8 protein-coding genes and 1 tRNA gene are annotated in these 11,924 nt (G+C 65.9%); 2 read left to right on the top strand and 7 right to left on the bottom strand.

What is annotated here, in order from left to right:
• Window positions 1–56 precede the first annotated feature (56 nt).
• Together AC4D2R_RS03490 and AC4D2R_RS03485 are read right to left on the bottom strand one after the other, a co-directional pair.
• A complete protein-coding gene (locus AC4D2R_RS03490; RefSeq protein WP_490937549.1) occupies window positions 57–1,412 on the bottom strand; it encodes an AI-2E family transporter in 1,356 nt (451 codons plus the stop codon).
• A gap of 47 nt (window positions 1,413–1,459) precedes the next feature.
• A complete protein-coding gene (locus AC4D2R_RS03485; RefSeq protein WP_490937547.1) occupies window positions 1,460–3,169 on the bottom strand; it encodes a long-chain-fatty-acid--CoA ligase in 1,710 nt (569 codons plus the stop codon).
• A gap of 359 nt (window positions 3,170–3,528) precedes the next feature.
• Between AC4D2R_RS03485 and AC4D2R_RS03480 the strand changes: the two genes are divergently transcribed.
• Window positions 3,529–4,626 carry a VIT1/CCC1 transporter family protein gene (locus AC4D2R_RS03480; protein ID WP_490937545.1) on the top strand — a complete coding sequence of 366 codons (1,098 nt, stop codon included), beginning with the start codon at window positions 3,529–3,531 and terminating at the stop codon, window positions 4,624–4,626.
• A gap of 16 nt (window positions 4,627–4,642) precedes the next feature.
• On the opposite strand, the gene AC4D2R_RS03475 is transcribed toward AC4D2R_RS03480, so the two are convergent.
• From AC4D2R_RS03475 to AC4D2R_RS03455, 5 genes are all read right to left on the bottom strand, one after another.
• A complete protein-coding gene (locus tag AC4D2R_RS03475; protein ID WP_490901657.1) occupies window positions 4,643–5,104 on the bottom strand; it encodes an SRPBCC family protein in 462 nt (153 codons plus the stop codon).
• 105 nt (window positions 5,105–5,209) lie between these two features.
• On the bottom strand, window positions 5,210–6,112 hold the full coding sequence (gene sucD, locus AC4D2R_RS03470; protein WP_490937543.1) for a succinate--CoA ligase subunit alpha: 903 nt from the start codon (window positions 6,110–6,112) through the stop codon (window positions 5,210–5,212).
• Between the two features lie 8 nt (window positions 6,113–6,120).
• Window positions 6,121–7,287 (bottom strand): ADP-forming succinate--CoA ligase subunit beta, encoded by a 1,167-nt coding sequence (gene sucC, locus AC4D2R_RS03465; protein WP_490937541.1) that lies wholly within the window; start codon window positions 7,285–7,287, stop codon window positions 6,121–6,123.
• Between the two features lie 155 nt (window positions 7,288–7,442).
• Window positions 7,443–9,893, bottom strand: a complete 2,451-nt coding sequence (gene pcrA, locus AC4D2R_RS03460) for a DNA helicase PcrA (protein ID WP_490937539.1) — start codon at window positions 9,891–9,893, stop codon at window positions 7,443–7,445.
• Window positions 9,894–10,056: 163 nt separating this feature from the next.
• Window positions 10,057–11,622, bottom strand: a complete 1,566-nt coding sequence (locus AC4D2R_RS03455) for an alanine/glycine:cation symporter family protein (protein ID WP_490937537.1) — start codon at window positions 11,620–11,622, stop codon at window positions 10,057–10,059.
• 218 nt (window positions 11,623–11,840) lie between these two features.
• Here AC4D2R_RS03455 and AC4D2R_RS03450 point away from each other — a divergent pair.
• Window positions 11,841–11,917: transfer RNA gene (locus AC4D2R_RS03450), tRNA-Arg, on the top strand.
• Window positions 11,918–11,924: the final 7 nt, after the last annotated feature.

Below are 11,924 nucleotides of genomic sequence, written 5' to 3'. Positions count from 1 at the left end.
CAGAAGGGCCCTTTCTGCACATTGCAGAAGGGGCCCTTTTGCGTCCGTTTGAGGGATCAGCCGCCCAGCGCGCTCGATCCGCCGTCGGGGCGGTCCCGGCGCTTGTCAGTCCGGGTGGTGCCGCCCGGCGCCGGCGGCGCAGGTTCGGAGGCGAAGATGTCGGGATTCTCCTCCGTCTCGGGCGTCACTCCCCGCGAGGCCGTACCCGGGCGCTCCTCATGCGCGGCACGGCCGGCCCGGTCCGCCAGTTCGATGGCCTTGGGGTCGTCCTTGGGCAGCGTGCTCAGGCCGTGGCCGCTCTCATCGAGGGCTGTGGCCTGCTCCGCCTTCACGATTTCGGTCTCGGTGATCTCGTCGTCGTCCTCCTGGTTCCAGGCCTTGATGGCAGCCCAGGCCACGGCGGTCACGGGTACCGACAGGATGGCGCCGATGATTCCGGCCAGGATGGTGCCGGCGGTCAGGGCGAGCAGGATCACGAGAGCGTGCACGCTGAGGGTGCGGCCCATGACCACCGGTTGGAGGAAGTTGCCCTCGAGCTGGTTGACGACAATGACGACGATGATCACGATGAGGGCCGCCGTCGGCCCGTTCGAAACAAGTGCGACAAGCGCCGCGAGGACCCCAGCCAGGGTCGCACCGACAATGGGGATGAACGCGCCAATGAAGACGATCACGGCCAAGGGCAGTGCCAGCGGGATCCCGAGGATGAACAGTGCCAGGCCGATGAAGAACGCGTCGACGGACGCCACGATGGCTGTTCCACGTACGTAGCCGCCCAGCACGGCAAGGCTGCTGTAGCCCACCCTGCGCGCCTTCACCAGCCGCTTGCCCTTGAAGGCGCGCAGGATGAAGGCCCAGATTTTCTCGCCGTCCTTGAGGAAGAAGAAGAGGATGACGACCATCAGCAGGCCGCCAGCGATGAAGTTGGTCGCCGCGCTGAGCCCCGAGAGGGCTCCCGCTCCCGCTGTGCTGCTCGTCGCAAAGTCGATCGCCGCGTCCCGCGCCTGCTGGATTTGCTCTGAATCGATGGGCAGCGGCCCGTTCTCAACGAAGGCGTACAGCTGGTCGAACCCCTCCACCGCACTGTCGACCAGTTCCCCGGCCTGCCGCTGCACCGCGAACACGATGCCGGTGATCAGCCCGCCGAACAGCAGAAGGAGCAGCAGGAAGGAGAACCCGGTGGCGAGGGAACTCGGCCACCCCTTGCGACGCAGCCAGTGCACCAGCGGGACGATCGCCGCGGCGAGGATCAGGGCGAGCAGCAGCGGAATCACGACCAGCCGCACCTGGATCAGTGCATAGACGAGAACTACCGCGAGCACCAGCATGACGAGGACCTGGGCACTGCGGGTGCTGGCCCGGCCAAGGCTGTCCTTCCAGGGATTCGTGGGTTCTGGTGCGTTGACGTTCATGTTTTCACTGTCTTCCCGTTGAATGTTTTTGTTACGATGCCGTGCAGTCAGCATGCCGCGTCGTTCAGGAGATCGTTGCGCACCTCGCGGCGCAGCACCTTCCCAATCAGAGAGCGGGGCAGATCGTTCACAACAACGATGCGGCGGGGAACCTTGTAGGCGGCAAGAGCGCCCCGGCAGTGGCTGCGGAGGAAGTCCTCATCGAGCTGCTGGCCATCGGCCAGGACAACGACGGCGACGACGTCCTCACCGCCTCCCGGGCGCGGCAGCCCCACGACGGCGGCGTCGGCGATGCCGTTGCAGGTTCGGAGCGCTTCCTCAACCTCTGTAGGCGCAACGTTGAACCCGCCGGTGATGATGAGTTCCTTGATGCGGTCGACGATGCTGACGTAGGAGTCGGCGTCGACCTTCACGATGTCCCCCGTCCGGAACCACCCTCCCTCGAGGAGGGCCGCCTCGGTTTCCTCCGGCTTGCGCCAGTAGCCCGAGAAGACCTGGGGCCCGCGGATCAGCAGCTCCCCCGCCTCTCCAGGCGCCCGCTCAACCGTCGGGTTGTCGGGGTCCACGACACGGACGTCGGTGTTGGGGAACGGCAGTCCCACCGTGCCGGGGCGGCGGGTCGGCCCGATGGGGTTGCCGAGGGCCACAGGCGAGGTTTCGGTGAGGCCGTAGCCCTCGACGAGGTAGCCGCCGGTCACCCTCTCCCACCGCTCGACCGTGGCCTGCGGCAGGTTCATGGCTCCGGAGATGGCGAAGCGGATGCTTGTGAGGTCGGCGCCGCGCTCCTCGGCGGCGGTTGCGAGCCGGTCATAGATAGGCGGCACGGCCGGCAGGAAGGTTGGCGGGGTGCGCCGCGCGGCTTCGAGCACATGGTCGACGTCGAACCGTGGAAAGAGCACAAGCCGGGCGCCGATGCTGATGGCGAAGGTCAGGCAGAGGGTGAGGCCGTAGGCGTGGAACATAGGCAGCACCGCATAGACCGTTTCCCGGCCCTCGGTCAGCCCGGGGACCCATGCCCTGCCTTGGGCCGCGTTGGCGAGCAGGTTTCGATGCGTGAGAACGGCCCCCTTGGGGCTGCCCGTCGTCCCGCTCGTGTACTGGATTACCGCGGTGTCGCCCGCTGCAGGGCGCGGGTGCCTGGCCCTCAGCCTCCCGCCCTCGACCAGCTTGTCCCAGCCGATGACCCGGCGCGGGCCGGTGAGCTTCTCGGAGGTGGTAAGGGCCGCCCGGGCCCGCCGTGCGGCGGGAAGGGGTAGCCGCAGCGCAAGGCGCTTGCGGGCCGGAAGTGCGCGCGTGAGGTCGACCGAAACGATTGCATCGAGTCCGAGGTCCTCAGGCAGGCGCTGCACGCGCGGCACGACCTTGTCCCAGACGATTGCCACCTTCGCTCCGTGGTCCTCGAATTGATGGCGCAGCTCGCGGTCGGTGTACAGCGGGTTGTGTTCGACAACGACCGCTCCGAGCCGGAGCACTGCGTAGAAAGCGACGATGTGCTGCGGGCAATTGGGAAGGACGAGGGCCACCCGGTCCCCCGGCACGACGCCGAGCCGCCGCAGCGCCTCGGCCACGCGGAGGACTTCATCGGCCAGCTGGCCGTAGGTCGTGCCGGCGCCGAAGAATTCCAGGGCGGTCCGGCTGCGGTGCCGCGCGGCGGAGGCCTCAAGCAGGTCGACCAACGAGCCGTCCGGAACGGAAATCTCGTGCGGCACCCCGGGAGCATAGTTCGACACCCACGGGCGGGGAAACTCCAATTTCATAAGCCTGCTTCCTGTTTTGACCCTGCTGACTCTACAGTGCCCTGCCGCCGTCGTGGTAGCTACCCAATCCTTCATTCTGCAGCATGCCGCCGCCCCGGCCGCGTTCCCCTCCGGCGGGGCACCCGCCACCTCACGAGGAATCAGCCACCGGTGGAGGAGAGGTTAGACTTGGAGAAGCGAAGGGGAGTAGCTCCGTGGTGGCACGCCACGAGGCCTGTCGACATACTGGCGCCAATTAAGCCGCCCGGCAGTCCACCGCCCACCGGCGGCGAGCGAGACCTTCGGCCCAACACGTCCACGTGTTGCAGGCCGGAGCTCCACGCGCCCGGCCTGCGAACGTCAAGAGCAGGAGTACCCGAGTGACAGCCGCGCATCCAAGGCCGAGCCCCCACGACATCAAGAGGTGGCGTCAATACCTCGCCGATGAGCGTGCCGAGGCAGCGACCTACAGAGACCTTGCCCGACGCCGGGACGGTGAAGAACGCGACATCCTGCTTGCCCTCGCCGATGCCGAAGGGCGGCACGAGGCCCACTGGATCCGGCTGTTGGGTGACGCTGCGGGACAGCCCGTGCGCCCCTCCCTGCGCAACCGGGTGCTGGGCCTGCTGGCCCGGCGCTTTGGCTCCGTCTTCGTCCTCGCACTCGCCCAGCGCGCCGAAGGTCGCTCACCGTACGCGAGCGATCCCACGGCGACCAACGCCATGGCGGCCGATGAACAAATCCATGAGGAAGTGGTCCGCGCCCTGGCGACCCGGGGGCGCAACCGCCTCTCCGGAAACTTTCGGGCCGCTGTCTTCGGGGCAAATGACGGCCTGGTCAGCAACCTTGCACTCATCATGGGCATCGGCGCCACCGGGGTTTCAACGTCCGTCATCCTTGTCAGCGGCCTCTTCGGGCTGCTGGCAGGGGCGCTGTCCATGGGAGCCGGCGAGTACGTATCGGTCCGCTCCCAGCGTGAGCTGCTCTCGGCAACCCGCCCCACCCAGGTCACCCTGACGGCCTCGAAGGAACTCGATATCGCGGCGAACGAGCTGGTCCTGGTGTACCGGGCCCGGGGAATGACCCTCGAGGCGGCAACCCACCGCGCCGAGGAACGGATGGGGCTCACGGACTGCGACTGTGACCCGAGCTTCTCCCTGCAGCCCGAAGGCGAGGAACCGGAGGACGCCCACGAGCAGGTCGGCACCGGGCTGGGCGCTGCGGCATCGAGCTTCTGCTTCTTCGCCTCGGGCGCCGTAATCCCCATCCTTCCCTACCTCGCGGGCCTGACGGGTATGGCTGCCGTCGTCACGTCCTGCATCCTCGTCGGCGCCGCACTGCTGGCGACCGGGGCCGTCGTGGCCCTGTTGTCGGGCGCCTCGCCGCTGAAGCTCGCACTGCGCCAGCTTGCCATCGGGCTCGGTGCCGCCGCGGCGACCTATCTCCTCGGCATGCTCTTCGGCACCTCGGTCGGCTGAGCCGTCCGGCCGGTCGTCAGGGGTTCGTCCTCAGATACTCCTCAAGGCGCTCGAGCGTCCGCTCGATGTTGCCGGGATGGCGGCGCGAATATCCGGCAACGCGCAGCAGCACCTTGAGGGGAACCGTCCGGGCATCCCACTGTTCGGTGACGAGGGTCGCCTGCCCGCGGGGCTCGAGGGTGTAGCGCCACACGTGGCGGGAGAAGTGGCGCCAGGCGATGCGCTGCCCTTCGTCGAACTCGACGACGCGGTTCAGGATCCTGTAGCGCACCCCGATTTTCATCTCCATACCGAAACGGGCGCCAAGGAAGAGGCGGTCGGGCCCGTTGGGCTGTTCACCGCGCACCGTGTCGGAGCCGTCGATCACGCTGTGCAGGCCTGGCGCCGCGAGCACGTCGAAGATCTGCTGCGCCGGTGCTTCGATCAGCCTGGACCGGGTGATGAGATAGGGGGAATCGGTCGGCGTTGTGGTGGTCATTGACCCATTGTCCCCGACGAGCCGGCAGGCCCTGCTCGGCTCCAAGAGAAAAAGCCCCCCGGACCGCCCAGAAGGGCGGCCCAGGGGGCTTCGACGCGCCAGGCGTTAGAGCGTTGCGTAGACCTCGCGCAGCAGGCGGGCGGTCTCGGACGGGCTCTTGCCGACCTTGACTCCGGCGGCCTCGAGGGCCTCCTTCTTCGCCTGGGCGGTTCCGGCCGAACCGGAGACGATCGCGCCGGCATGGCCCATCGTCTTGCCTTCGGGTGCGGTGAACCCTGCGACGTAGCCGACGACCGGCTTGGTGACGTGGGCCTTGATGTATTCGGCCGCACGTTCCTCGGCGTCGCCGCCGATTTCGCCGATCATCACGATTGCCTTGGTCTCGGGGTCGGCCTCGAAAGCCTCGAGGGCATCGATGTGGGTGGTCCCGACGATGGGATCGCCGCCGATGCCGATGGCCGTGGAGAAGCCGAGGTCCCGCAGCTCGAACATCATCTGGTAGGTCAGGGTGCCGGACTTCGAAACGAGGCCGACGCCGCCCTTGCCCGTGATGTTCGCCGGGGTGATGCCCACGAGGGACTCCCCCGGGGTGATGATGCCCGGGCAGTTCGGTCCGATGATGCGGGTGATCTGCTTGCCGTCGGCGTCAACCTTGGACTGGGCGAGGGCCCAGAATTCGGCCGAGTCCTGCACGGGGACGCCCTCGGTGATCACGACGACGAGGCCGAGGCCAGCTTCGATCGCTTCGACGACGGCGTCCTTGGTGAACGCCGGCGGAACGAACACGATCGAGACGTCGGCACCGGTTTCCGCAACAGCTTCCTTCACGGTGCCGTAGACGGGCAGGGTGACGTCGCCGTGGGTGACGGTGGTGCCGGCCTTGCGGGCGTTGACGCCGCCCGCGACCTGCGTGCCTGCGGCGAGCATGAGGGCGGTGTGCTTGGTGCCTTCGCCGCCGGTGATGCCCTGGACGATTACCTTTGAGTCTTTATTCAGGTAGATAGACATTGGAACCTTTACTTTCCGTAAGCCAGCTCGGCGGCCTTGTCGGCGCCTTCGTCCATGGTGTCGGCCAGGGTGATCAGGGGGTGGTTGGCCTCGCGCAGGATGGCACGGCCCTCGTCCACCTTGTTGCCGTCGAGGCGCACGACCAGGGGCTTGTTGGCTTCGTCGCCGAGGATCTCAAGCGCCTTGACGATGCCGTTGGCGACCTCGTCGCAGGCGGTGATGCCGCCGAAGACGTTGACGAAGACGCTCTTGACCTGGGTGTCGTTGAGGATGACATCGAGGCCGGCGGCCATGACCTCGGCGGAGGCTCCGCCGCCGATGTCGAGGAAGTTGGCGGGGCGCACGTTGCCGTGTGACTCGCCGGCGTAGGCGACGACGTCGAGGGTGGACATTACGAGGCCGGCACCGTTGCCGATGATTCCCACTTCGCCGTCGAGCTTGACGTAGTTGAGGTCGTTTGCCTTTGCCTTGGCCTCGAGCGGATCGGCTGCTTCCTTGTCCTCGAGTGCCGCGTGGTCGGGGTGGCGGAAGTCGGCGTTCTCGTCGATCGTGACCTTGCCGTCGAGGGCCAGGATGTCGCCGCTGCCGGTCTTCACGAGCGGGTTGACCTCGACCAGGGTTGCGTCTTCATTGACGAACACGTCCCACAGCTTGAGGATCGTCGCGGTGACGCCTTCATGCAGTTCGGGTGCGAACCCCGCGGTTTCGACGATTTCCTGCGCCTTGGCCTGGTCGATACCGACGGCCGGGTCGACGGCGACGCGGGCCAGGGCCTCGGGGCGCTCGACGGCGAGCTGCTCGATGTCCATGCCCCCTTCGACGGAGCACATGGCAAGGTAGTTGCGGTTCGACCGGTCGAGCAGCACGGAGAAGTAGTATTCCTCGGCGATGTCGGCACCCTGGGCGATCATCACGGTGTGTACCGTGTGGCCCTTGATATCCATCCCCAGAATGTCGGAGGCATAGCGTTCTGCTTCTTCGGGGGTCTTGGCCACTTTAACGCCGCCGGCCTTACCGCGGCCACCAACCTTGACCTGAGCCTTGACGACGACGACGCCGCCAATTTTTTCAGCTGCTGCTTTTGCTTCTTCGGGGGTGTGCGCCACGATGCCGGCGAGCACGGGAACTCCGTGTGCCTCAAAGAGATCGCGCGCCTGATATTCAAACAGGTCCACGGGCTGGTGTCCTTCTACGTCGAAGTAGGTTTACACAGGGAACTGTAGTCCCTTGGCGCTGAGCGCCTTTTCCAGACTACCGGTTTCGTGAGTAAGGCCACAGTTCTATGAGTTGTAGAAAAACTGCCCTTTCGGTTATTGCTCTTGGAGGCCGCCTAGGCGGTCTTCGTGAGCGGCGCGTAGCGCAGGAGCAGGCGCTTTTCGCCCGCATCGAAGCGCACCTTCGCGACGGTCTTGTCGCCGGAGCCTTCGACTGCGACAACCGTTCCGTTTCCAAAGGTCGAATGGTTGACGCTGTCCCCCGGCGCGACCGAAACGACCTCCTTCTGCGGCTGCACCCTGCCGATCGCCTTCGCCGCTGCGGGAGCTGCGCCCGCCGCACCTCCTGCGCCCCAGTACGATCCGCTGAACCGTGGACCGCTTGTCGGACTGGCGTTCCAGGCCGGAAGGGATGCCCCTTCCCGCTTCCACTCGATGAGTTCGTCGGGCACTTCCGCAACAAACTGGCTCGCCGGGTTGTACTGGCTCTGGCCCCACATGCTCCGCACCTCGGACCGGGTGAGGTACAACCGCCGGCGGGCCCGGGTGAGGCCCACGTACGCCAGCCGGCGCTCTTCGGCCAGTTCCTTGGGGTCGGTTGCCGAACGCTGGTGCGGGAAGATTCCCTGTTCCATGCCGGTGAGGAACACCACGGGGAACTCAAGCCCCTTGGCGGTGTGAAGGGTCATCAGGGTCACCACGCCCTGCCGCCGGGCCTCGGCTACGGCTTTCTCAACCTCTTCGACCGAACCCTCCGGCGCGTCAGGGATCGAGTCGGCGTCGGCCACGAGCGAGACCTGCTCGAGGAAGTCCCCGAGGGTTCCCTCGGGGTTGTCCCGCTCGTACTCGCGCACCACTGCGACAAGTTCGGCGAGGTTCTCGACCCGTGATTCGTCCTGCGGATCGTTGCTGGTGCGCAACTGCTCAAGGTAGCCCGTCTGCTCCAGCACTGCCTCGACGGCGGCGGAGGCCCCGGAACTGCTGGCGACCTCGGCGAGGTCGTCGATGAGCTTGACGAAGTGCGCAACAGCGTTCACCGAGCGCGTGGCCATGCCGGGGGCGCGGTCCGCCGCGCGCAGCGCCTCCATGAAGCTGATCCGCTCGCGCTCACTCAAGGCAGCGATCGCGTACTCGGCGCGGTCACCGATGCCCCGCTTGGGTTCGTTGAGGATGCGGCGCAGGTTGACGACGTCGTCCTGGTTCACGAGGACCCGAAGGTAGGCGAGGGCGTCCTTGATTTCCTTGCGCTCGTAGAAGCGGGTTCCGCCGACCACCTTGTAGGGCAGGCCGACCCGCAGGAGGATCTCCTCGATGGAGCGGGACTGTGCGTTGGTGCGGTAGAACACCGCGACGTCGCCGGGGCGCAGGTTTTCCTCATCCTGGAGGCGGTCGATCTCCTCGGCGATGAACCGGGCTTCCTCGTGCTCGTTTTCGCCGACGTAGCCGACGATCTTTTCGCCGTTGCCCTCGGCCGTCCACAGCCGCTTCTCGGGGCGGTTCGGGTTGCGGGAGATGACGGCGTTGGCTGCGCTGAGGATTGTCTGCGTGGAACGGTAGTTCTGCTCGAGGAGGATGGTCCGGGCGTTCCGGTAGTCGTTCTCGAACTCGACGATGTTACGCACGTCGGCTCCGCGGAAGGCGTAGATCGACTGGTCCGAGTCGCCCACCACCGTCAGCTCCGCCGGCGAGTCGGTGGTTTCTCCGGGAACTCCGACGATCTCGCGGACCAGCGCGTACTGGGCGTGGTTGGTGTCCTGGTACTCGTCGACGAGGACGTGGCGGAAGCGGCGGCGGTAGTAGTCGGCAACTCCGGGGAAGGCACGGAACATGTAGACGGTCTGGGCGATGAGGTCGTCGAAGTCCATTGCGTTCGCCTGGCGCATGCGCTGGGCGTACCCCTTGTAGACCTCGGCGACCGCCTGCTCGAAGGGGTCGCCGGAGTCAACCGAGCCGGCGTAGGTTTCCTCGTCGATGAGTTCGTTCTTCAACGCCGAGATCTTGTGCTGGATCGCCTTCGGCGCGAATCGCTTCGGGTCGAGGTCAAGGCCCTTGGCGACGATCGTGATCAGGCGGAGCGTGTCGGCCGAGTCGTAGATCGAGAAGTTGGAGTTGAGGCCGACGCTTGCGGCTTCCCTGCGCAGGATCCGCACGCAGGAGGAGTGGAAGGTCGAGATCCACATGCGTTGGGCGACGTCGCCGATGAGCGCTTCGATGCGCTCGCGCATTTCGGCGGCCGCCTTGTTGGTGAAGGTGATGGCGAGGATCTCTCCCGGCCGTGCCCGCCCCGTGGCGAGAAGGTAGGCGATGCGGTGGCTGAGCACGCGGGTCTTGCCCGAGCCTGCCCCGGCGACGATCAGCAGCGGGGAGCCGCTGTGCCGGACGGCCTCTTCCTGCTGGGGGTTCAACCCGCTGAGGAGCTCCGCGGCCCGCGCTTCGTTCGGTCCGGGCACCGGGGCATGCGCCAGCGCCGGATCGGATGAAGGGGTTTCCCCGCTGCCGGTCTTGTTGCCTGATTTTTTCGATCCGGCGGGTGAGGGGGCGGGGTATGGGTCGAAGAGCATATCCATGGTGCATTCAAGTCTAGGCGGTGCCTCTGACTGTCGGCACGCGGACGGTATTTCCGGCTGCATGACCGGGCCCCCTGACTGTTCCAGCACACGGAGGCGCCCGCCGGCTTGAGTGCCGGCGGGCGCCTGGGTGAATGGTCCGGAGACTGGTTGGCGGGCTGGGTTAGCTCCGGGGACGCTCCATCTCCTCGGGCTCGATGCCGAGCATTGCGAGCTTCCCGCTCTTGCGGTCGGCGAGGTAGTCCTTCATTTCGCGCTTGATGACCGGCAGCAGCATGTATACGCCAAGCAGGTTCACAAAGGCGCAGACGAACAGTGCGGCGTCGGCGAAGCTGATGACCTGGCTGAAGGTCAGCACACAGCCGGCGACAGTGAAGAACAGGAAGATGACCTTGTAGAGCACCTCCGAGGTCTTGCCGCGGCCGAAGAGGAACTCCCAGGCCTTCAGCCCGTAGTAGGACCACGTGATGAGGGTCGAGTAGGCGAAGAGTGCAACCGCAACGGCGAGCAGGATCGGGAACCAGGGGAAGACCGTCGCGAAGGCGTCGGAAGTGAGGGTCACCCCGTCGGGTGCGCCCTCGCCTGCCTGAACCTGGTCGATGCCTGCCTGCAGGCTCGGAGCGCCGGCGATGATGATGGCAAGCGCGGTCATGGTGCAGATGATCACCGTGTCGACGAGCGGCTCGAACATCGCAACGAATCCCTCACTGACGGGGCGGCGGGTCTTGACAGCGGAGTGGGCGATGGCTGCCGAGCCGAGGCCGGCCTCGTTGGAGAAGGCCGCACGGGTAAATCCGACGATCATGACGCCGACAATGCCGCCCGCGAGCCCTGTGGGAGCAAATGCGCCCTGGATGATCGAGCCGAATGCGGCGGGAACCTGGCCGATGTTCACGAGGATCACGAGGATGCAGGAGACCACGTACAGGATGCCCATCGCGGGGACGAGCTTGCTGGTTGTGGCGCCGATCGACTTGATGCCGCCGAGGATTACAGCCGCGACGAGCAATGCAAGGACGATACCGAAGATCAGGGCGGCCCCGGCGCTGCCGAGGAAGCCGTCCTCACCACCGGTGACGTTCTGCACCTGGGCGAACGTCTGGTTGGCCTGGAACATGTTGCCGCCCGCGACACCGAAGATGAGGATGGCGACGGCGAAGATGCCGGTGAGGATTTTTGCGGGGATCTTCCCGAACTTGCTGAAGGCGATGGGGAGGTACTTGAACGGGCCACCGCTGACCGAACCGTCCTCATGGACTTCGCGGTACTTCACGCCGAGGGTGCACTCGGCGAACTTGCTGGCCATGCCGAGCAGGCCGGCGAGGATCATCCAGAAGGTGGCGCCCGGCCCGCCGAGGGCCATAGCGGCACCGACACCGGCGATATTTCCGAGTCCGACCGTTCCTGAAAGGGCGGAGGTCAGTGCCTGGAAGTGGGGAACCTCTCCCGGGTCGTCCTTGGCGGAGTATCTTCCCCGGATCACTTCATAGGAGACTTTGAGGCCACGGAACTGAATGAACCCGAAGTAGATGGTGAAGATGACGCCCGCGGCGATTAGCCAGGCGACGACAGCCGGGAAACTGACTTCGCCGATCGTGATCGGGAAGAACACGATCGTCGAGAAAACCGTTGTAATCGGCTCAAAGATCGAGTTGATCGCGTTGTCGATAGCGGCAAGCCATCCGACCTCGTCGGTTACTGCTCTGGGGAGTATGTGGGTAATTGCCATCCCTCTAATGAACAGCAACCTACCCGTGACCGCAATCACGTTGTGGACTTTGCCCAACATTGGTAGGGCCAGACCGTGGAGTGCAACAAAAACCGCTGGGCGCATGCATGATGCGGGAACCTCTCCGAAGCGCCAATGCCGGCCCGGATTTTCCCCCTGGGGCGCGGGAGCAGGTATGCTGAAAACCGCTTGGCGGTCCGAAGTTTCAGGTCCGCCCCGCCTCTGTAGCTCAGTAGGATAGAGCGTCCCTCTCCTAAAGGGAAGGTCGTCGGTTCGATTCCGGCCAGGGGCACCACGATCGA

The sequence above is a fragment of the Arthrobacter sp. TJ-217 genome (assembly GCF_058269255.1).
This window is presented reverse-complemented; position numbering and strand designations above follow the sequence as displayed.

Bases quoted from the DNA above. Each gene is read 5' to 3' on its own strand.
- AC4D2R_RS03490 (WP_490937549.1), bottom strand. From the start codon at position 1,412: ATGAACGTCAACGCACCAGAACCCACGAATCCCTGGAAGGACAGCCTT.
- AC4D2R_RS03485 (WP_490937547.1), bottom strand. From the start codon at position 3,169: ATGAAATTGGAGTTTCCCCGCCCGTGGGTGTCGAACTATGCTCCCGGG.
- AC4D2R_RS03475 (WP_490901657.1), bottom strand. From the start codon at position 5,104: ATGACCACCACAACGCCGACCGATTCCCCCTATCTCATCACCCGGTCC.
- sucD (WP_490937543.1), bottom strand. From the start codon at position 6,112: ATGTCTATCTACCTGAATAAAGACTCAAAGGTAATCGTCCAGGGCATC.
- pcrA (WP_490937539.1), bottom strand. From the start codon at position 9,893: ATGGATATGCTCTTCGACCCATACCCCGCCCCCTCACCCGCCGGATCG.
- AC4D2R_RS03455 (WP_490937537.1), bottom strand. From the start codon at position 11,622: ATGGCAATTACCCACATACTCCCCAGAGCAGTAACCGACGAGGTCGGA.